The following is a 22357-nucleotide window of genomic DNA, read 5'->3' as shown; positions in this document are numbered from 1 at the left end:
GTTTTAATAGTGATCTTCTTTCTGCTACCTCTTCTGCCCCATAGATGAAATATTTTACCCGGCGTTTTCTGCCATTCACCGAAAATTTCCTGCGCTTGGTCAAAAAGCTTTGTCAACTATAAGCCCTGCGCCGCAATTTTGAAGAAAACAACACGGCTATGAAAACATTAATTACTTCCATTATATCATTGATAGTTTATCTGCAGGAGCGTTCGCCCCTGTTTACGCAGCTGATAGGAAGCCTGGTCACTTAACAAACAAGTTTGCCGGTAAGCCCGAAAACGCACAGCTAAAGCGGTGCATTCATCGGGAATTTCCCGCTGTTTACCGGAAGTTTGGCCGCCTTCGCCTAAAAGCATTGTATAAAAATTTATTCTGTTAGCATTTTTGAATTGTAAAACCACCAACATCATGAAAACTTTACTTGCCATACAAATTGTTCACCTGCTAATGAAAGCCGCAGAATATGCCGAATCATTATTGCACTCTATTGGCCATCTTGTAAAATAACTATTATGAGGTACCTTTTGTTAATATCAGTACACTCAACCTACTTCATCGTGAAAAGCGGCGATGCTGTAAATGTGGGTAGGGGAGACTTTACCAATGAAAATGAAATTGTAAAAAAACAAAAGGAACCTGCTGATAAGATGATAAAAAGGGCCAAAGCTAAGCCCAAAGCCCAGGAGGATCACAAAGTTTATGAGTTTGAACCAGATGTTAACTGGTGAAAATCTACAATACAAAAAAACTCATTGTTAATTCATTATTGTAACGCATTTTTACTGTATGACAAAACAACCCATCATCACTGTAAATGACCTGGTAAAAAACTATGGCGATTTTGCAGCCGTAAAAGGCATTAGTTTTGAAGTATATGAGGGAGAAATTTTTGGATTGCTTGGCCCTAACGGCGCCGGCAAAACCACTACCCTTGAGATTATTGAAACCCTGCGCGAAAAAACATCAGGTCGGATCATTGTTGATGGCTTTGATATTGAAACCGATGCCGACGATATAAAAAAACGTATAGGCGTGCAGCTGCAGGCAGCGGGATATTATCCTAACCTTAACCTTTCTGAACTTATTGTGTTGTTTTCGGGTTTGTACGGAATTGATAAAAGCCCCATGGAGATGCTTGAAAAAGTAGCTTTGACAGATAAAGCCAAAGCAAAGTATAAAGACCTTTCGGGCGGCCAAAAGCAGCGTTTCTCCATCGCTACAACTCTTATAAACAACCCCAGGATCATTTTTTTGGATGAACCAACCACTGGTCTTGATCCGCAGGCCCGCCGTAACCTCTGGGATCTGATCCGCGGGATCCGGGACCAGGGCACAACCGTTGTGATAACCACACATTATATGGACGAAGCCGAAGTGCTGTGTGATCGGGTAGCCTTTGTTGATGGCGGGCACATTATCGGTATCGATACCCCGGATCACTTTATTGACCAGCTGGTTGCATCGGGCTTTGAACGCAAAAAGCAGGTAAAACTGGCCAATCTGGAAGATGTATTTATTAGCCTTACAGGCAAGGAATGGCGGGAAGGATAGGGCGTAATTCAAACCCCTCCAAAAAGGAGGACTTTAAATAAATATTTTACCTTCTTGAATAGTAGCTTTTAGTAAATGAAACGCTTTATCTCCCTTGCATTTGAAAGGGGGGGCGAGGCGGCTAAACAACTGAACTAATGAACCAAAAACCATACAGCAACACCAAAGCAACCCTGGCCATAGCCAAAGCAAGTTTCCGGTCAATACTGCGCAGTCCGTCGGCAGTGGTATTTACATTGGCTTTCCCTTTAATATTTATTATTGTTTTTGCCAATATTGGGGGTGGGGGCGTTACTGTTGACGTGGGTGTGGCTAAAACCAGCGATACTATAGGGCCGTTTTATCAGGCCTTGAAAAATATAAAGGTTGTACACCTGATACAGGATCAAACAACCGCCGAAATGAACGCCAACTTATCAAAAGGCAGCATTGATGCCATAATCAATATACAGAAAAACAATAGCAGGCCACCATTTACGGTTAATGTTCAGTATACAAAAGCCTCGGCCGAAAAAGGGAATATACTGAGGTCAGTACTCAGCAATATTTATTATAATATCAATAACCGGTCGCTGGCTGATGCCCCGCCGGTAGCAGAGATCAGGGAAACCACCATACAAGGCCGCGAATATAAATATATTGATTTCATACTGCCCGGGCAGTTGGGTTTCTCATTACTTAGCAGTGGTGTTTTTGGTACAGCTTTCGTATTTTTAAGTCTCCGTTTAACCCTGGTTATAAAACGATTTTTTGCCACACCGGTTAAGCGTTACAGCATTGTATTGGGCGAGGCGCTGGCCCGGCTTACTTTCTCGCTGTTAGGGTCATTGTTTATAATATTGGTTGGTCATTATATGTTTGGCTTTACTTTGGTACACGGGGTGGTTACGGTGCTCAATATGCTTGTCCTCTCGGCCATCGGGCTTATTATTTTTATGGGTTTTGGTTTTACCATATCGGGCATTGCCAAAAATGAAAGCACGGTTCCGCCATTGTCTAACATCATTACACTTCCCCAGTTTTTATTATCCGGAACTTTCTTTTCTGTTACAGCTTTCCCCAGGTGGCTGCAAGGCATAAGTAACGTATTACCGCTCACTCACTTAAATAATGCTATGCGTAAAGTAGCTTTTGAAGGTGCGGGCCTGGGCGATGTTACCCATCAGTTGCTTATTCTGTTAATATGGTTTGTTATAATATATGCAATAGCGGTTAAAACCTTTAAATGGGAGTAAGCACCAAGAGGGAATAAGTTTAAATCAATATGCATTTTATATAAACTTAAGGATAATTTTCCCGCTTTCTTGCTAAGCAATCCACCGTATACTTGAAAAAGTCGTATTTTTGGGGTATGTTATCAGATCGTGATACTGGCAACGTTAAACTATAAATAATTGACTTATGAATGTGATTCATAATAAAGATATCGGGACCAAACAGAAAGCGCTTGCCATTAATCTGGATCCTTCCATTTACGGCTCATTTGCCGAAATTGGTGCGGGGCAGGACGTAGCTGCCAACTTTTTCAAGGCGGGCGCTTCATCAGGCACCATTGCCAAAACCATGTCGGCTTATGATATGATATTTTCTGACGCCATTTATGGTGCACTGCCAGGCCGGCGTTACGTAAGCGAACCACGGCTTATATCAATGCTTGAACATGAATATGGCTTGTTAATTGAACGCCTGGCTGCACAGCGTGGCGATACAACAACTTTCTTCGCTTTTTCTGATACCGTTTCTGCGCTTAACTACCACAAAACAAACGAAGGACATGGATGGATGGGTGTACGTTTTCAGTTAAAGCCGAACGGGCCGTTTAATGATGTAGTGCTTCATGTTAAGCTATTAGATAACGATAATAATTTACAGCAGCAGGCGGCGGGAATTTTGGGTGTAAACCTGATATATGCCTGCTTTAACTATTATGAGATACCCCCTGTGTTTTTACTTTCGTTGATGGATAACCTGTCGCGGGATAGGATTCAGATAGATATGATCCGGTTTGAAGGGCCCGATTTTAGTAAAGTAGATAACCGGTTGATGAGCTTGCACCTGGTAAAATATGGTTTTTCAGATGCGGCGCTATTTGGCCCCGACGGTAAAAACCTGCAGCCTTCAGAAGTTTTGTATAAAAAACATACTGTGGTGGTACGTGGTCGTTTTCGCCCTATCATCAATGTACACGCAGACATGCTTAACAAAGGTGTTAAACAGTTTTTACAGGAACCTGATGTCGATAAAACAAATGTAATAGTGCTTGCTGAGCTTACATTGCAGTCATTGAAAGAAAGAAATGCCAATTTAACCGATGAAATTGATGAAAAGGATTTTCTTGACCGTGTAGACATTCTTTGTTCGCTCGGACAAACGGTAATGATCTCTAACTTTCATGAATATTATAAATTGGTGGCCTACCTGTCAAAGATCACCAAATTGAAACTCGGTGTGGTTTTAGGTTATCCCAACCTGGAATACATTTTTGGAGAGGAGCATTATCAGGACCTTCCCGGCGGTATCCTGGAGTCTTTCGCCACATTGTTCAGTCGAAAAGTAAAGCTTTTTATTTACCCTACCTTGCGCAATGGCGTGATTTGGAATTGTTTAAAATTTTCGCCGCCACCGCACTTGATCGATTTGTTTCGGTATTTGATCGCTAATAACAAAATTGAGGACATCAGGCATTACAACGAGAATAATCTTAATGTAGAAACCGATAATGTATTGCAACTTATAAAACAAGGTGCAAAAGGATGGGAAGAATACGTGCCGACCGAGGTGGCTGCCATAATCAAAGAGCGGTGCCTGTTCGGATTTCCGCGTTCAACAGATGATACGGCCGACCAAAAGCTGGCTGTTCCGGGTGAAGATCCGGGTATGGAGGATCAAAACAAAATAACACTTTAATTTCATGTTAAATAATGGCACATTTGCGGCTTAATTTAACAATGAATTATTATGTCAAAAATTTACCGCCTTTTAACGCTGTTAATGCTTGTATCGTCAGCCGTTTGTGCTCAGGACTCCAAGACCGGTACATGGGGCATCGCTACTGTAGTGTTACCCGGCGATAGCAGTCATAAATGGGGTGGTTACTCCGAACTGCAATTACGTGCCAACGGTGCCTTTAGTCAGTTTCAATATTATGAGGCCAAGGCGGGCATAAGTTATGACCTTGACAAAAATTTTATTGCGTTATTTGGAACAGGTACATACCACACTTATGATTATACCGACCTGAGCGCCGGACCAACAACCAACGAATTCAGGATATGGGAGCAAATGACCGTTAACCAGTTTTTGTACCGCCTCAAATTTGAACATCGTTACCGCATTGAACAACGATGGGTCAATGGTGATTACCGCAACCGTTTCAGGTATAGGCTAAATATGTTTATTCCGTTAAATAACACTAAAATAGTAGCCAAAACCTGGTTTATATCTGTTTTTGACGAAGTGTTCTTTAATAATAAAGCGCCTAATTTTGAACGTAACCGCATATCCGCAGCGTTAGGTTACCAATTTGACAAAAAATGGATTTTACAGGCTGGTTGGATAAACCAGCGTAACTACACTGTAACCCAAAGCAGTGGCAAAAATAATATTATGTTGATGCTCATGTACCGGATAAACCGCAAAAATGCCGGGGAAAGTGAACATATTCCAACAACAACCGATTAATAATCATTACAAATCAAAAATTCTAATTGCGATTTCCTGATTTTGCTGTTAACTTAGCCCGCGGTTTACAAATTACAAATATCTGACAATAAACTATGAGCTTAATAATTGACGTACACGCCCGCCAGATTTTAGATTCGCGCGGTAACCCCACTGTGGAAGTAGAAGTTTTAACCGAAAACGGCGCTTTAGGCCGTGCAGCTGTGCCATCAGGTGCTTCAACCGGTGCACATGAAGCTGTTGAGCTTCGCGATGATGATAAATCAAAATACATGGGTAAAGGCGTTTTAAAAGCGGTTGCCAATGTAAATGACATAATAGCACAGGAACTGAAAGGTATTGATGTATTTGAACAAAATAGCATTGATGCGCTGATGATAGAGATCGATGGTACAGAAAACAAGGGCAAACTTGGGGCTAATGCTATTTTAGGTGTTTCTTTAGCAGTTGCTAAAGCAGCAGCACAAGAAAGCCGCCAGCCTTTATACCGTTATATTGGTGGTGTAAATGCAAATACATTGCCTATCCCCATGATGAATATCATTAATGGTGGTTCACACTCTGATGCTCCTATTGCTTTCCAGGAATTTATGATCATGCCGGTTGGCGCTCCATCTTTTTCAGAGGCATTACGCTGGGGTACTGAAGTTTTTCATAACTTGAAAAAGATATTGCATGACAGAGGCCTATCTACCGCCGTAGGCGATGAAGGTGGCTTTGCTCCAACTTTTGATGGAACCGAAGATGCAGTTGAAACTATTATTAAAGCAATTGAAAAAGCGGGTTACAAAGCTGGCGAAGATATTTTCTTAGCGTTTGACTGTGCTGCATCTGAGTTTTACAAAGATGGTAAATACGACTACACTAAATTTGAAGGCGACAAAGGCGCGGTACGTACAAGTGCAGAACAGGCAGAGTACCTTGCTCAATTATCTCAAAAATATCCTGTTATTTCCATAGAAGACGGGATGGCTGAAGATGACTGGGATGGCTGGAAAATATTAACCGATAAGATTGGCGATAAAGTTCAGTTAGTGGGCGACGATTTATTTGTTACCAACACTAAACGTTTACAAAAAGGTATCAGCGAAGATATTGCCAATTCGATCCTTGTAAAAGTTAATCAAATAGGCTCGTTAACCGAAACTATTAACGCGGTTAGCTTAGCCCAAACCAATGGTTATACTTCTGTAATGAGCCATCGTTCTGGCGAAACTGAAGATGCGACTATCGCTGATCTTGCTGTAGCATTAAACTGCGGTCAAATCAAAACCGGTTCGGCTTCACGTTCAGACAGGATCGCTAAATACAATCAGTTACTTCGTATTGAAGAGGAATTAGGCAGCAATGCCAAGTTCATTGGTAAGGATTTTAAATTCTACAAAAAATAATTTCAAACTTAAAAAAGAGCCATCCGTGTAAAAACAGATGGCTCTTTTTAATTGATGCAGATGGGAAAGAACAAACAGCCAGAGTGGTTAAAGCGCGAAATACAGTACTTTAACAAAGCTGATGAATCTTTGGCCGGCAGAGCTGAGCTTACTCCTATCGAGCTGTCCATACTGCAAAACTATTTTGAAACAGACCAGGACGATCCCATATTTGATATGTATCAGATTGAACCTGTTGATGCTACTTTTTTAAAACCATACACCAGCCTGCAGTTTGATTTTGAAACATATGATTACTGGTTGGCTGCCTATACTGATAACTGGGAGCAAACCAAACGTGATAAGGGGTTTATGGGGCAATATCCGCCACCTAAGCAATGATCCCTTAATAATCAAATCATACCAACCCACGTTATTATTATAACAACAACTGACAAAATATATTGATGAATAGAAAAGGGATCGTAAGAAGCCTGTCCATATTATTTATCTTAATTATAGATATAGGATTTGACCGGATTACAAAAAATTATATACGCAGCAATTTTCGATATTATGAGGAGATACTGCCCTTTAAATACAATTATCATTTCCTGATTACCCGTACAGAAAATACCGGCGCATTTTTAAGTCTTGGCGAATCCCTTACAAACCCCTGGCGGTTTATGCTCCTTACCCTTATGCCAGCAGCGGTGCTCCTGTTTGGGCTCATATATATATTGCTGAAAACTAACCTGCACAAATTAACCGTGCTGGGAGTAATTTTGGTACTTGCAGGTGGTATGGGCAATCTTTACGACAGGTGGGTATATAACGGTGTAACCGATTTCATGTTCATTAAATTTAAATGGTTTCAAACAGGGGTGTTCAACGTTGCCGACGTATCTATAGTGATTGGCGTGGCGTTGCTTTTGATCCAGTCATTTTTAAAGGATAAACATAAAAATGAAAACCCAAAAGATAGTGAAGAAAAGATAGAGGTATGATTCGGCATGTATTGCGTTATGAAAGCAAACCGCCATTTGCGATGATGAGCCTGATTTCCGTTATATCGTTTTCAACCGGTAAATTTCCTTCCTAAATAATCCAACAAAATACTCGTTCCTGCACATCTGATATAAAAAACATATCTTTGCAGAAAAAATACTCATTCGCCTACGGTTTTGATCACCGAAAATTCTTCAGATCCGCTTATGCTTTTGGCGACAGCACAATATATATTACAATCATTACATGTCATTCGAAAATTTAAAATTAATTGAGCCCTTACTCAAGGCCTTAAAAACTGAGGGATATACCACACCTACACCAATACAGGCCCAGGCCATCCCTATTATATTACAACGGCAGGACCTGCTGGGCTGCGCACAAACCGGTACCGGTAAAACAGCAGCCTTTGCCCTGCCTATTTTACACTTATTGCACCAGGACAGGATTGCGCATAAAGAGCAAAAAACCATTAAAGCGTTAATATTGACCCCAACCCGCGAACTGGCCATACAAATTGCCGAAAGCTTTACGGCTTATGGTAAACATACCGGCTTAAAAAACCTGGTTATTTTTGGCGGCGTTTCACAAAACCCACAGGTTGACGCTTTAAGACGTGGCGTTGATATTTTGATTGCCACCCCCGGTCGTTTACTTGATTTGATGAACCAGCGTTACGTTCATCTTGAGCATATTAAAATGCTGGTGCTTGACGAGGCCGACCGTATGCTTGATATGGGTTTTGTGCATGATGTTAAAAAGATCATCAGCAAAGTACCTGCAAAAAGACAAACATTGTTTTTTTCGGCTACCATGCCCAAAGAGATCCAACAACTGGCCGATACCATATTAACCAACCCCGAAAAGGTAGAGGTTACTCCCGTATCATCAACGGCCGACACTATTCAGCAGTCACTTTTTTATGTTGATAAGGGCGACAAAAAATCGTTGCTTATCCATGTATTAAAGGATAAGAACATTAAAACCGCACTTGTATTTACCCGTACCAAACATGGCGCCGATAAGGTAGTGAAAGACCTGGTACGTGTAGGCATCACCGCTGAAGCTATCCACGGTAATAAATCACAGAACGCGCGTCAGCGTGCTTTAACTAACTTTAAAAACCGCACCACACGAGTGCTGATAGCCACTGATATTGCTGCCCGGGGTATTGATATTGATGAGCTTACCCATGTTATTAATTACGAAATTCCGAACATTCCTGAAACCTATGTGCACCGTATTGGCCGTACAGGCCGGGCCGGGGCAAATGGGATAGCATTTTCATTTTGCGATGAAGAAGAGCTGGAATTTTTAAAGGATATCCATAAGTTAATTGCTAAAGAGATCCCTGTAGAAGAGGGGCACCCATATCCAATGAGCCCTGTTGCTATGGCGGCCAAACTGGCATCATCACCTAAAAAAGGCGGTGGCGGCGGCAATCACCGTGGTGGTTCGTCATCAAACAGAAATGGCGGCAACAGGCGTAATGGCGGTGGCGGCAAACACGCTGGTGGCGGTAGCGGCCTAAGCGGTGTAAGCCGTTCATCGGGCAGAAACAGGCACTGATTATCTAACCCTTCCCAAACGGGAGGGGTTAAACTAATTTCATTGTTAATAAGTTAATAAGCATATTTGTACCTCTAAATTTTTTTAAATAGTTTTAAATGAAATTCACAGAGCTTATATCAATGAAACGCCTCATTAACCTTTTAAAGAATAAGTTTTTTTTGGCTACCCTTGCCTTTTTGGTGTGGATGATATTTTTTGATAAGAATGATCTTTTCTCGCAATACGAATATCGTAAACAGGTAAATAAACTGAAACAAGAACGTGATTTTTATAAAAAGGAAACCGATCAGGTTAACAAAGAACTTGGTGAGCTAACCTCAAACCCCCAGCAGCTGGAAAAATTTGCCCGCGAAAAATACCTCATGAAAAAAGACAATGAGGATGTTTTTGTAATAGTGCATGAGAAGAAAGATAAATAGTTTTTGAGAAGAGGCAAGACTATTAGAAATAAAAAAGATGTTTATAGAAGCGACGAGTTTAAATTTGTCGCTTTTTTTAAATAAAGTAAGAAGCCCAAAGCCCAAGCCTAAACTTCGCCCTCTCTTTTTCTCAAAAACCACTCACCTGACAACAACAATAGTATCAATACAAATAACCATTTTACATCAATAATATCACTGTAATGTTTATCTTCATAAACCACAGTTTTAATATTATCGTTTTTACGGATCAGATTAGCCAACTGGCCAATCTGTGTGGGGTATAGCATTTTACCGCCGCTTTGTTTGGCAATAGTATTTAGCAGTTGATGATTGGCAGCACTTTGACGAGTTTCAAGGTTGAGTGGCTTCACAGTTAGCTGTCCCGAGGCTTGATATCGCTGCGGTCCGTTTTGAATATTGGCGGTGTAAGTATATTCGCCAACAGGCAGAGTACCTGCATCCAACTGGTAGCTTTGACCATTACGGCTAAATAAGAAACTGTAGTTTTTACCAGCCTGATTTTTAAGCTCTATCTTTACATCAGGAGTGTTGATCAGCTCAAGGGCATCATTATAAAATTCGGCATTAAGTATTACATTTTCGCCTTCGTCAAACACATTGTGCGCCGGATATACGCGAAAGCGCTGTCGGTTGGCATTGGCTGTTAAATATTGTACGGTTTGGCTTAGCAATTCGTTGGTGGCATTGCGGTTGCTATAGTTTTGATATTCGGCCAGTTGCCACCGCCAAAGGCCTTCGCCTGTTAATACTGCGATGCGCCGGCCAGCATCATCTGCGAGAGCAAGTAAGGGATAAATGGTGGCAACGGCGCCTATTTTTTGCTTTAATAGAACAGCGGTATTGGCTGATGTGCTATAATTACCAAATGGAGCCAGCAAAGGCGGTAGCAATGCAATTTTTTTACGCGAAGAATCGGATAAGGTGAAGGCCGGAAAACCGGCTTCGGGCAGGGCAAATACTTCCTGAGATTCTGTTCTGCCGGCGTTGATCTTTACATTGTTTTGTTCCGCGTTAAATGCCTGCAGATCGGTTTGCGAGCCCAATATATACCAAACGGGCGTTTTGCTTTTGGCAATGAAGTTTTTTAAATTGACTGAACTTGCGATCGAAGTCTGGTAGAGTACCATCAAGCTATAATCGGCCAGTTTAATATTTGTTATATCAGCTAACAGGCTGGTTTTTACCTCGAAATTCTTATTGGTTTCAATAGCCTGCTTGATAACTGTAATATCCGGGTGCGGACTTTGGTATATCACTAATATTTTTTGCCGGGCATCCAGCACATCTACATAAATGGTTTCGGTATTGTTTTGGGTTGATAACTCATTTTTAACAGGAGCAATGCTGATATTATATTTTCTTAACCCCTTTTTATCAGCGGTCAGTTTAATGGGGATAACCTTTTTTAAGTCGCCTGCGGTTACCGGTATAGTTTGAGTGTGCACTTGTTTGTCATCTTCAGTAACAGAAAGGCGTATGTTTTCCCCCTTTCCCTGGTAGGCCGCGGCTAAAACTTCTATCTCAAAATCGTTACCCAAAAAGGCAGTTTTGTTATAATTCACGTTACCAATCAGCAGGTCGCGTTTGGCAACGGTATCACCAAGGGCAATAGTATAAATACTGGTTTTAATGTTTTTGGCTTCATATTGTGGATCATTACCCTGATTATACAAGCCATCGGTGGCCAGCACCAATGCGCCTATGTTTTGATTTACAAACCGATTGTTCAACTGCTGCAGGGCCCCTGCAATATCCGTTTGTTTACCGGCAAACTTGTATGATAGGCCATTGCTCAGGTCCTTGCTGAAGTTAAATTCCTGAACATCATATTTGTCTCCAAGTTCCTGCTTTAAGCTGGCAAGATCGTTTATGAACCTTGTGGTGTTAAAGCCCGTAGGTTTGAATGTGTTAACAGATGATGAATTATCCTGTGCAATTAAAACCAGGGGCTTTTGAGGTGAGTACTTGATTGTTTTTACCAGTGGCGAAACCAGCAGCATGGCAATAATAAATATTACAACAGCCCGGATAACGGCCAGCCATAACCTGAATTTTTTTTGCAGGTTTACCGGTTGCCGGTACAATAGCCAGGCATATAGTATCCCCAGTATTAAACAAACAGGTACCCACCATCCGGAAACTGACCCCCAGGTTATTGAAAACATTTTCTTGTACGTTGTAAATAATACTTAATACGTTCAGTCGCAAAATGCGAAATTATTGTGAAATAGGCGGAACAAGTTTTATCCCGAATAGAAGGAAAGTAAATAAGGCCAGCTTTTGCTGGCCTTATTTACTTTATATTTTATTTGCCGTGCCGACCTTGTTTCAACAGCCTACATGCAAAAGTATGCAGCTTGCTGCATACTTGTTCTGTGAGATCCTGAAACAAGTTCAGGATGACCGCACTTTCGTTTTTTGACTTGTATTACAACATCCCGCCATCAACAGGGATCACCTGACCAGTGATATAAGCGGCCATGTCAGATGCAAGGAAAACGCAGGTATTGGCCACGTCTTCGGGCTGCCCGGCGCGTTTAAGCGGAATGCCAGCCTCCCAACCTTCAACCACTTTAGGGTCAAGTACCTCGGTCATCTCGGTTTTGATGAAACCCGGCGCAACAACGTTGGTACGTATGTTACGCGAGCCCAGCTCTTTAGCTATTGATTTGGAAAAACCAATGATGCCTGCCTTTGAAGCCGCGTAATTGGCCTGACCGGCATTTCCCTGTACACCCACAACCGAACTCATATTGATGAACACGCCATTGCGGTTTTTCATCATAATTTTAGAGGCAGCTTTGGTAACATTAAATATTGATTTAAGGTTTACTTCTAAAACCGCGTCCCAGTTTTCTTCGGTCATACGCATCAGCAAACCATCTTTAGTAATGCCCGCATTGTTAACTACTATATGTAAAGTGCCAAAATCTGCTATAATATCATTGATCAGTTTTTCAGCCTCGTCAAATTTGGAAGCATCTGATCGATAGCCTTTTACCTGGGTTCCAAAGCTTTGCAACTCCTGTTCCAGAGCCTGGCCTTTTTCAACCGACGATAAATAAGTAAACGCCACGTTGGCACCGTGCTCGGCAAATTTTTCTGCTATTTTACGACCTATCCCTTTTGACGCACCAGTGATAAGCGCTGTTTTTCCTTCTAATAGTTTCATAATCTGAGTATGAGTATATGATTTCGGGCGGTGAAGTTAGTTAATTAGTGTGAAAGTGCATAGATTTTAGTCTTAGCCAATGGTTCATTAGTCCCCGATAAAAATGCCGACAGGCGGGAATCATTGCTGCTTCGCAATCGTTATTGGAATATCAGCTATAGTCTGCTGGCTTTCCATTATTTTCCTCCAGAAAAAATTAATCAATTCACTAAATATCACTACCTTTGCGGCTCAAAAAATTACGTGTGCATGAGCCAGTCTGTTCAAATAAAAAATGCTTTAATTTCAGTTTACTATAAAGATAATTTAGAGCCAATTATTCGGGAGTTAAACCGCCTTGGTGTTAATATCTATTCAACCGGTGGTACCGAAACTTTCGTTCGCAATTTAGGCATTGATGTTATACCTGTTGAGGATCTTACATCTTATCCTTCTATTTTGGGCGGACGTGTTAAAACCCTGCATCCCAAAGTGTTTGGTGGTATTTTGGCCCGCAGGAGTTTTGATGGTGATGAACAGCAACTTGCACAATATGAAATCCCTGAAATTGATTTGGTAATTGTTGACCTTTACCCGTTTGAAGAGACTGTAAAATCAGGCGCCGCTGAGGAAGATGTGATCGAGAAGATCGATATCGGAGGTATTTCCCTGATTCGCGCCGCGGCCAAGAATTTCAAGGATGTAGTAATTATTGCCTCAAAAAATGACTATGGAACGCTTGAAAATATCCTGAAAACCCAGGAAGGTGCAACCACTATTGATCAGCGCCGCTCATTTGCCCATAAGGCATTCAATATATCATCACATTATGACAGCGCAATATTCCAGTATTTTAACCAGGAAAACCCGCTGCCGATGTTTAAACAAAGTATACAAAGCAGTCAGGTTTTGCGTTATGGCGAAAATCCGCATCAGGCAGGTGTTTTCTACGGCAATTTAGATGCCATGTTTACCAAACTGCATGGTAAGGAACTATCTTACAACAACCTGGTTGATGTAGACGCCGCTGTTGCCCTTATTGATGAATTTACCGAACCAACTGTTGCTATATTAAAACATACCAATGCTTGCGGCATAGCCTCACGCTCTTTTATTAAAGAAGCATGGATTGATGCCCTTGCCTGCGATCCGGTTTCTGCATTTGGCGGAGTGATCATTGCTAATGATGAAATTAACGCTGAAACAGCAACCGAGATCAGCAAAATATTTTATGAAGTGCTGATAGCGCCGGCTTATACCGACGAGGCTGTGAGTATATTACAAGAGAAAAAGAACCGTATAATTTTGGTTCGCCAGCCGGTAGCTTTACCAACAAAACAGTTTAAAACCTTACTAAATGGGGTTATTGAGCAGGATAAAGATGCTGTTATTGAAGGCCCTGCGCAAATGACGCCTGTTACCAACAGGCAACCCACAGAGCATGAACTGCACGATCTTTTCTTTGCCAACAAAGTTGTAAAACACACTAAATCAAATACCATTGTGTTTGCTAAAAACAACCAGTTAATGGCAAGCGGTGTAGGGCAGACTTCAAGGGTTGACTCACTAAAACAAGCTGTTATTAAAGCTAAAAGCTTTGGATTTGACCTGAATGGCGCGGTAATGGCATCTGATGCTTTTTTCCCGTTCCCTGATTGTGCTGAGCTGGCTGCCGAAGCTGGTATAACTGCTATATTGCAACCGGGTGGTTCTATAAATGACAAGCTGTCTGTAGCCATGTGCAACGAAAAAAATATTTCGATGGTGGTTACAGGTGTCCGTCATTTTAAACACTAAATATTAACATAAATTGAGCTAATTAAGGCGTATTTTTTTACTTATTTAGCTCGAATTTTGTTAAATAATGCCAATTTTAACAAAAAAAAGAACGGAATAGAAAATTGGAGAGTACGAATTATTAAAAATAAGAGTTATTAGTACTTATTAGTTTTAATTCGTGAAATTAGTAGCCGGCTGACACATCAGTGGAAGTTTGGATGCTATATTATTAAATTGCAGATTATTTGAAAGAAACATATAGATGGGTTTATTTAATTTTTTTACGCAGGAAATCGCTATCGATTTAGGTACCGCAAATACCCTCATTATACATAATGATAAAGTTGTTGTTGACGAACCGTCTATCGTGGCGTTCGACAGAACTACCAACAAAGTTATCGCCATTGGCCGTCAGGCCATGCAAATGGAAGGTAAAACACATGATAACATCCGCACGGTACGGCCGCTTAAGGATGGTGTAATTGCCGATTTTAACGCCGCCGAGCACATGATACGCGGCATGATCAAAATGATTAACCAGGGTAAAGGCTGGTTTTTTCCATCGCTGCGTATGGTGATCTGTATCCCGTCGGGCATTACCGAGGTGGAGAAACGTGCCGTGCGCGACTCGGCCGAGATTGCCGGCGCTAAAGAGGTTTACCTGATACATGAGCCAATGGCTGCCGCGGTAGGTATTGGTATTGATGTGGAGGAGCCAATGGGTAACATGATCATTGATATTGGCGGTGGTACAACCGAAATCGCGGTTATAGCCCTGTCGGGTATTGTTTGTGATCAGTCTATCCGCGTGGCGGGTGATAACTTTGACTCTGACATTGTACAATACATTCGCCGTCAGCATAATATTATGATAGGAGACCGTACAGCCGAGAAAATTAAAATTGAGGTAGGTGCCGCGTTGCCTGAGCTTACAGACCCACCTGCTGATTTTGCGGTTCAGGGCCGCGATCTGATGACCGGTGTGCCAAAGCAAATCATGGTATCTTATACAGAGATTGCACATTGCCTTGATAAATCTATTTCAAAAATTGAAGAGGCTATTTTAAAGGCCCTGGAAATTACCCCGCCCGAGCTATCGGCAGATATTTACCAAACCGGGATTTATTTAACCGGCGGCGGCGCTTTACTGCGCGGGCTTGATAAACGTGTGGCTGCTAAAACCAAACTGCCTGTTCACGTAGCCGAAGATCCTCTGCGTGCCGTAGTGCGCGGAACCGGCACCGCCCTAAAAAATATAGGTAATTTTAAATTTTTAATGCAGTAGTGACAATTATTGAATTACTGAGTTATAGAATTGGTGGTTTTAATATCATCTTCATTCAATAATTTAGTAATTCACTAATTCAATAAATAAGCCAATGCGTAACCTCTTGATTTTTATCACTAAGTATAACGCGTTTTTTTTATTTCTGATTTTTGAGGTAAGCTCGCTGCTCATTTACGTAAAATACAATTCTTTTCAGAGGGCCACTTTTATCAACTCAACCAATAAGGTTACGGGCACCCTGTACTCGCAGGTTAGTCAGTTTTACGGGTATTTGTCGCTGAAAGAAGTGAACGACAGCCTTGCGCGCGAAAACGCGAATTTACGCGGCATGCTAAAATCGTCCTATTACATTGATACCGTTGAAAAGCACAAGGTTGTTGACACAACCTATAAACAGCAATACACGTATATTGTAGCCAGGGTGATCAACAATTCTACCAACAGGCGCAGCAATTATATCACCATAAACCGCGGGAGTAGAGATGGTATTGCTAAAGACATGGGGGTAATTTGCGGAGCCGGCGTAGTAGGGCAGGTAATTGATGTTTCGGAGCATTTGGCTATCATACAATCGGTGCTGCATAAAAATACCCGGTTTAGCGCTATGCTGGTTAATAATAAAGAAATTGGCTCATTTGTATGGGGTACTGATCTTGACCCTACTAAAGGTTTACTGATTGATATACAAAACAACGCCCAGCCCAAACTGGGCGAGCAGGTGGTTACATCGGGCTATTCACTTTTTCCTACCGGCATACCATTTGGTAAAATAACAAACTTGCATGCCAAAGGCGGGGGCTTGCTGCTAAACGTGGAAGTTGCCCTTGCGGTTGATTTTAGCAAGCTGCAATATGTTTACGTGGTGAACAATAAGTTTGCCCAGGAACAATCGGGACTGGAGGCCGTGCAAAACAAAAATGAGTAGAACTATTTTAGTAAACATTGTAAGGTTTTTGGTTTTGGTGTTTATGCAGGTTTTTTTATTAAAAAATATAACCTTTTACAACCTGTCAACCCCGTACCTGTACATACTGTTTATTTTGCTGCTGCCTTTTGAGGTACCCAATTTGTTATTGTTTATACTGTCATTTATATTGGGTTTAACCATTGATGCCTTTTATGATACACCGGGCCTGCACGCGGCCGCATGCGTGGTGCTGGCCCTGGTACGTGTGCTGTTTATAAGTATAACCGTGCAAAAAGAAGGGTTTGATAACGAACCCGAACCAACCTTAAGTATTATGGGTTTCAGATGGTTTTTTACCTATGCCCTGGTACTCACCTTGTTTCATCATTTTTTCCTGCTTAATTTAGAAGTTTTTAGTTTTTCTGAACTTCAATACACACTAAGCCGTGTTGTTTTGAGTTCATTATTTACAGTATTTTTGATGCTGATATCAGGACTGCTATTTTTCAGAAGGAAAGAACGTAAATGAACAGGTTTTTTGAACGTCGCTACGTTATTACAGGTATTTTCATTACTATTATCCTTATGCTGCTGGCAAGGCTTTACTATATCCAGATAGTTGATGACCGTTACCTGCTGTATGCCAATAAAAACGTTATCCGCCAGTTTGTACTGTACCCCGCGCGCGGCCCGATATTGGATCGTAACGGCAAAATACTTGTTCAGAACGAACCTATATATGACATTACCGTTAACCCAAAAGAGGTAAAACCTTTTGACACGCTGGCCTTTTGTAAATTAATAGGGATTGATAAGGCCGGTTTTGATAAACGTTTCGCTAAAGCGGTAAGATACTCGCCCAACCGCGAATCGATATTTGAAAAGCAATTATCGGTTGAGCTTTACGCCTCGTTTCAGGAAAGACTATTTGAATTTCCGGGATTTTATGTACAGCCCCGTACGGTACGTGCCTATCCCGACTCGGTAGCGGCGCAGTTTTTAGGTTTTATTGGTGAGGCGCAGGACCGCGATATTAAACGATCAGGCGGCTATTACCGTCCTGGCGATTATATAGGCGTTACCGGTGTTGAAAAGGCCTATGAGGAGGTTTTGCGCGGACAGCGGGGCGTGAAAAATATGATGGTTGATTCGCGCGGCGTACCAAAAGGATCTTACGCTAATGGCGCCTTTGATACGGTTGCGCGTTCGGGCGAGCGGCTTACCTCGTCACTTGATATCGACCTTCAGAAACTGGGCGAAAAGCTGATGAAAAACAAGCTGGGAAGTATTGTAGCCATTGAACCATCAAGCGGCGAAATACTATGCTATGTAAGCAGCCCAACGTATGACCCTAACCTGATGGTTGGCAGGGAGCGTGGTAATAATGCTGCCAAAATGTATAATAATCCGTACAAGCCGTTCTTTATAAGGCCTATTCAGGCGCAGTATCCGCCAGGATCATCATTTAAGCCTTTAAGCGCTCTTATAGCTTTACAGGAGGGGATTATCAACCCGCAGGTTACTTATTATTGCACAGGCCATTACAGGGCGGGGAATCGTTTGGTGCCCTGTAGCCATGGCGAAGCGCATGGTTTGGTTAACCTAAGCAGCGCGGTAGCGGTATCATGTAATGGATATTTTTCAATGGTTTTTCAAAAAATAATTGACCGGAGCGGGGCTAAGCGCACCGAAGCCGCTTTTGAAGATTGGCGAACCAACGTTACCAAATTTGGATTGGGGACACGGCTTGATCTGGATATGCCTGCTGAAAGCCGGGGAAACGTGCCTACTCCTTTGCATTATGATAATGTTTATAAAAAAGGCGGATGGCGCTCAAGCACCATTATATCATTGGCCATTGGACAGGGCGAACTTTTGGCCACCCCATTGCAGCTGGCCAATCTTGAATGTACCATAGCTAATCATGGGTTTTTTTATAAGCCGCATTTAATTAAAGCCATAGGAACTGAAAACGTAATTAAAAAAGAATACACCCAAAGAAACTACGTTGGTATAAATTCGGAATATTTTGAACCGGTTATTAACGGAATGCAGCTTGTGGTTGATAATGGTACGGCCAGGCGATCAAAAATACCCGGCATTGTAATGTGCGGTAAAACCGGAACAGCGCAAAACCCGCGCGGAGAAGATAACTCGGTTTTTGTAGCCTTTGCTCCGCGCGAAAATCCGAAGATAGCGATAGCCGTAGTGGTTGAAAATTCTGGTGAGGGCGCGCATTGGGCTGCTCCTATTGCCAGCTTTATAGTTGAAAAATATTTAAAAGGGAAGATCACTCCGCGTGAATCGGGAATTACGGTAGATTATTACGCAAATGCCAACCGCCTTCCTGATTTGAGTATTTATCAACACGACTTGCAAAAAGAGCGGAGAAGAGATAGCATCCGAAGCGTTAGGGCCGATTCGATAAACAAGATCAAAGCTGATTCAATAAAGAAGGCCGCCCAAACGAAAACGGCAAAAAATAACAAACCGGGCAGTTTGGCCGATCTTTTAGCAGGCAGGAGGACTGGCAAATAACATGCATAACCAACGCAGTTTCTTTTTTAATGTAGATTGGGTAACCGTACTCCTTTACCTGGCGCTGTGTATTATTGGGTGGTTTAATATTCATGCCGCCGTGTTTGATGAAAAGCACCCCAGCATTATAGATGCATCTACCAATTACGGCAAACAGTTTATTTATATCAATGCATCAATTGTAATAGCCATTATCATATTGCTGCTCGAAAGCCGCTTTCTTACAGCGCTTGCGCCGGCTTTTTATGTGGTAACCATATTGCTGCTGATATTGGTGCTGGTGGTGGGCCGTAACGTTGGCGGTAACCAGGCCTGGATAAACATAGGAGGGGGATTCAGGCTGCAGCCATCTGAGTTTGCCAAGTTTTCAACCTGTTTGCTGCTTGCCAGGTACCTGAGCTCTGTTAATGTAAAGGTTACCGAGGTAAAATCATTTGTAATAGCCGCGGGTATCATATTATTGCCCATGGTGCTTATAAAGCTACAGCCCGATGATGGGTCAACACTGGTATTTTGCTCGCTTATATTTGTGTTATACCGCGAGGGCTTGTCGTCGTACTTTTTAATAACAATAGGGCTGCTGGTGACGCTCTTTTTAACATCACAGGTATTTAATGAATTTTATATTATAGCGGTAATAGCCGTAATTGCCGCTTTTTTTGCCATTACCATAAAAAGGAACCGCCCGCTTGTTTTTAAAATAATTGCCGGGGCAGCAATAAGCATAGCTTTTGTACTGATAGCTAAACCGCTTTACAACCACGGACTAAAATCGCATCAAAGGGCGCGGATAGATATTGTGCTGGGACTTACAAAAGATAACAAGGGGGTTGGCTATAATCAAAATCAATCCAAAATAGCTATCGGCTCGGGCAGGCTATGGGGCAAAGGTTATTTGCAGGGAACCCAAACCAAATATTCCTTTGTTCCTGAACAAAGCACGGACTTTATTTTTTGTACCGTTGGCGAGGAGTGGGGCTTTGCCGGCTCGGTAGTGGTATTAGGGCTATACCTATTTTTAATTTTGCGTATTGTTATGATTGCCGAAAGGCAGCGGGCGCCATTTTCGCGCATATATGGCTATGGCGTAGCCTCCGTATTATTTTTTCACGTGGTGATCAATATAGCTATGGCCATTGGTGTAATGCCGGTAATAGGTATCCCATTGCCATTTATAAGCTATGGCGGTTCATCATTACTTAGCTTTACCATACTGCTGTTCATCCTTGTTAAGCTGGATTCCAACCGGATGGGGATCGTTTAATTTTAAGCTTTTATTGGAGCTGCCGGGAAATATAATGCGGTATACCGCTTTATTTTAACCGGTGGGATACCTGCGTTTGAGCAAAGCGAAAAACTTCTCGACTGTGGCCTGTTTGCTTTCCCAGTTGTTTTTTACAACATAATTGCTTTTCAAAAAGCGTTCGGCTTCGTCAAACGAATTAAAGCGGTTCAAAATTTCAATAGCTTCGCTGTAAGCCAGGCTGTAACCGTTAAAAAGATCTTTTATATAAAGCAGCTTATCATTCAGGTTAATGGCCGATTTAAGGTCAGTAACAGGCAAAACATTTGCCGGCGAGGTTGCGGCTTTTTCTTTTTCGGCCTTGAGCGCTGATATTTTTTGATTAATGGTAAGCACTTTATTTTCGTCGCTCGCTTTGGTATCATTTGCATCAGCTGCAATTTGCTCTGCCGGTGCTTGGGGTGGTAACGGTTCGACCGAAGGTGCGGTTTCTGCAACCTGGGCAGGCAGTTGTTCAGTTAATTCTTCCTGTTCAAACTGATCGCCCTCATCTTCCCATTCGGCGGCCTCATTAATTTCCAGTTCCTGTTTTACCGGTTCTGGTTCCTGCCGTTCAAACGAGTAGGTGTCGCCTGAGCTGTCAGCACCCAGGTCAATCAGCGGAACCGGTTGCTGTTCTTCTGCCTGAGGAATAATTGGTTCAACCTTAGCCGGGTTATATGGAGCCTGAACCGGAGGCTCCACTTCGGGCGTTAGTTCAAGTTTAGTTTCGGCAGCAGCTTTTTGCTGCACAACAGGTTCAAAGTATCGTTGTTCATGTATGGGATCCTGTCTTTTTTCGGCAGGTGAGGGCTCGCTTTTTTCTGCAGGTGTATGAGGTGTTTCGGCAGGCGGCAACTGCAAAGGCAGGGCGCTGCGTTCATGCAGTCTGCGCAGTATTTCGGCATGGTCCTTTAAAAAATGAGCATTGGCAACAAAAAGCTCAAGTTCAAGCTCATTTAGTTCACTGCTTTCGGCTTCAAGGTAATCATATTGGTCATTAAGCTCTTTTAAAATACCACCTATCTTTTTAAATACATCCATTTGCTTCATGGCTTCAATGTTAGAAAAATGCTTACCAAAAATAGGATTAAATTCTGATATTTGCCCTCCATAATAGTTAGAATGGTATTTAGCGAGGAAGTTTTTAAAAGGAAAAGTGAGTTTGGCGGAAGCATTGAACTGATCTGCGGGTCGATGTTTTCGGGCAAAACAGAAGAGTTGATCAGGAGGCTTAACCGTGCCCGTATTGCAAAGCTGAAAGTTGAGATATTTAGCCCCAAAGCTGATACGCGCTTTATGGAAGACGCCCTTGTATCACACAATTCCAACTCCATACCTTCAACACCGGTTGACAGTGCTTCGGCCATACTATTGCTTTGTAACGGTGCCAATGTTATTGGCATTGACGAGGCCCAGTTTTTTGACGATGAATTGCCCGATGTGTGTAATGCTTTGGCCAATAAAGGTATACGGGTAATTGTTGCCGGTTTGGATATGGATTTTAGAGGCCGTCCCTTTGGCCCTATGCCGGCTATTATGGCCATTGCCGAATCTGTTACCAAGTTGCAGGCCGTTTGCGTTAAATGCGGTAACCCGGCCCTCTACTCTTATCGCCTGGTGCCTGATAGTGCTAAAATATTATTAGGCGAAAAGGAAAGCTACGAGCCCCGCTGCCGTATCTGTTACAACAGTTAAGCTTGTTTTAAATAATATTTTAATCAAGTTGCTGTTTTTCAAAACAAAAGGACATACTCTGAGTGTTTATGCTTAAGAACGGGTTA

At 42.1% G+C, this 22357-nt stretch carries 20 protein-coding genes; 17 read left to right on the top strand and 3 right to left on the bottom strand.

The genetic code is table 11. From position 1 onward, the window contains the following. The first annotated feature begins 515 nt into the window (after positions 1–515). The 10 genes from J2W55_RS24445 (at position 516) to J2W55_RS24400 (ending at position 9604) form a co-directional block, all read left to right on the top strand. Complete coding sequence (locus J2W55_RS24445) at positions 516–731, top strand: hypothetical protein (RefSeq protein ID WP_310102655.1); 216 nt, start codon at positions 516–518, stop codon at positions 729–731. A 58-nt stretch (positions 732–789) separates the two neighbouring features. Next, the gene (locus tag J2W55_RS24440; RefSeq protein ID WP_310102653.1) at positions 790–1554 is read left to right on the top strand and encodes an ABC transporter ATP-binding protein; all 765 of its coding nucleotides are present in this window, start codon (positions 790–792) and stop codon (positions 1552–1554) included. A 137-nt stretch (positions 1555–1691) separates the two neighbouring features. After that, positions 1692–2789 carry an ABC transporter permease gene (locus tag J2W55_RS24435; protein ID WP_310102650.1) on the top strand — a complete coding sequence of 366 codons (1098 nt, stop codon included), beginning with the start codon at positions 1692–1694 and terminating at the stop codon, positions 2787–2789. Between the two features lie 166 nt (positions 2790–2955). After that, positions 2956–4461 carry a TonB-dependent receptor gene (locus tag J2W55_RS24430; RefSeq protein ID WP_310102647.1) on the top strand — a complete coding sequence of 502 codons (1506 nt, stop codon included), beginning with the start codon at positions 2956–2958 and terminating at the stop codon, positions 4459–4461. Positions 4462–4512: 51 nt separating this feature from the next. Further along, positions 4513–5235, top strand: a complete 723-nt coding sequence (locus J2W55_RS24425) for a DUF2490 domain-containing protein (RefSeq protein WP_310102645.1) — start codon at positions 4513–4515, stop codon at positions 5233–5235. Between the two features lie 95 nt (positions 5236–5330). Then, positions 5331–6626, top strand: coding sequence for a phosphopyruvate hydratase (gene eno, locus J2W55_RS24420; protein ID WP_310102642.1), 1296 nt, complete (start codon positions 5331–5333; stop codon positions 6624–6626). 60 nt (positions 6627–6686) lie between these two features. Next, on the top strand, positions 6687–7007 hold the full coding sequence (locus J2W55_RS24415) for a DUF7683 domain-containing protein (protein WP_310102639.1): 321 nt from the start codon (positions 6687–6689) through the stop codon (positions 7005–7007). 65 nt (positions 7008–7072) lie between these two features. Then, positions 7073–7612 (top strand): signal peptidase II, encoded by a 540-nt coding sequence (gene lspA, locus J2W55_RS24410; RefSeq protein WP_310102636.1) that lies wholly within the window; start codon positions 7073–7075, stop codon positions 7610–7612. 247 nt (positions 7613–7859) lie between these two features. Beyond that, positions 7860–9182: a DEAD/DEAH box helicase gene (locus J2W55_RS24405; RefSeq protein ID WP_310102633.1), complete on the top strand. Its 1323-nt coding sequence runs from the start codon at positions 7860–7862 to the stop codon at positions 9180–9182. Between the two features lie 122 nt (positions 9183–9304). Beyond that, positions 9305–9604, top strand: a complete 300-nt coding sequence (locus J2W55_RS24400; RefSeq protein WP_310103039.1) for an FtsB family cell division protein — start codon at positions 9305–9307, stop codon at positions 9602–9604. 107 nt (positions 9605–9711) lie between these two features. Here the strand turns inward: J2W55_RS24400 and J2W55_RS24395 are convergent, their stop codons facing one another. Together J2W55_RS24395 and fabG are read right to left on the bottom strand one after the other, a co-directional pair. Then, on the bottom strand, positions 9712–11793 hold the full coding sequence (locus J2W55_RS24395; protein WP_310102630.1) for a vWA domain-containing protein: 2082 nt from the start codon (positions 11791–11793) through the stop codon (positions 9712–9714). Positions 11794–12056: 263 nt separating this feature from the next. Continuing rightward, the gene (gene fabG, locus J2W55_RS24390) at positions 12057–12800 is read right to left on the bottom strand and encodes a 3-oxoacyl-[acyl-carrier-protein] reductase (RefSeq protein WP_310102625.1); all 744 of its coding nucleotides are present in this window, start codon (positions 12798–12800) and stop codon (positions 12057–12059) included. A gap of 249 nt (positions 12801–13049) precedes the next feature. Here fabG and purH point away from each other — a divergent pair, with 249 nt between their 5' ends. The 6 genes from purH to rodA all read left to right on the top strand — a co-directional run bounded on the left by purH (position 13050) and on the right by rodA (position 20555). After that, positions 13050–14576 carry a bifunctional phosphoribosylaminoimidazolecarboxamide formyltransferase/IMP cyclohydrolase gene (gene purH, locus J2W55_RS24385; protein WP_310102622.1) on the top strand — a complete coding sequence of 509 codons (1527 nt, stop codon included), beginning with the start codon at positions 13050–13052 and terminating at the stop codon, positions 14574–14576. A 244-nt stretch (positions 14577–14820) separates the two neighbouring features. Beyond that, positions 14821–15843, top strand: coding sequence for a rod shape-determining protein (locus J2W55_RS24380; protein WP_310102619.1), 1023 nt, complete (start codon positions 14821–14823; stop codon positions 15841–15843). Between the two features lie 94 nt (positions 15844–15937). Then, positions 15938–16771: a rod shape-determining protein MreC gene (mreC, locus tag J2W55_RS24375; protein ID WP_310102616.1), complete on the top strand. Its 834-nt coding sequence runs from the start codon at positions 15938–15940 to the stop codon at positions 16769–16771. Continuing rightward, positions 16764–17282, top strand: a complete 519-nt coding sequence (locus tag J2W55_RS24370) for a rod shape-determining protein MreD (RefSeq protein ID WP_310102614.1) — start codon at positions 16764–16766, stop codon at positions 17280–17282. The genes mreC and J2W55_RS24370 overlap by 8 nt, the downstream gene beginning before the upstream one ends. Further along, positions 17279–19291, top strand: a complete 2013-nt coding sequence (gene mrdA / locus J2W55_RS24365; RefSeq protein ID WP_310102613.1) for a penicillin-binding protein 2 — start codon at positions 17279–17281, stop codon at positions 19289–19291. The genes J2W55_RS24370 and mrdA overlap by 4 nt, the downstream gene beginning before the upstream one ends. A gap of 1 nt (position 19292) precedes the next feature. Beyond that, positions 19293–20555: a rod shape-determining protein RodA gene (gene rodA, locus J2W55_RS24360; protein WP_310102610.1), complete on the top strand. Its 1263-nt coding sequence runs from the start codon at positions 19293–19295 to the stop codon at positions 20553–20555. Positions 20556–20609: 54 nt separating this feature from the next. Here the strand turns inward: rodA and J2W55_RS24355 are convergent, their stop codons facing one another. Then, positions 20610–21626: a DUF8457 domain-containing protein gene (locus J2W55_RS24355; protein ID WP_310102607.1), complete on the bottom strand. Its 1017-nt coding sequence runs from the start codon at positions 21624–21626 to the stop codon at positions 20610–20612. A gap of 72 nt (positions 21627–21698) precedes the next feature. Here J2W55_RS24355 and J2W55_RS24350 point away from each other — a divergent pair, with 72 nt between their 5' ends. Next, positions 21699–22271, top strand: coding sequence for a thymidine kinase (locus tag J2W55_RS24350; protein ID WP_310103036.1), 573 nt, complete (start codon positions 21699–21701; stop codon positions 22269–22271). Positions 22272–22357 lie beyond the last annotated feature (86 nt).

The organism is Mucilaginibacter pocheonensis (genome assembly GCF_031456535.1).
GTDB classification, from domain to species: domain Bacteria; phylum Bacteroidota; class Bacteroidia; order Sphingobacteriales; family Sphingobacteriaceae; genus Mucilaginibacter; species Mucilaginibacter pocheonensis.
The sequence above is the reverse complement of the archived record's forward strand: the minus strand, read 5'-3'. Positions and strand labels throughout refer to the sequence as shown.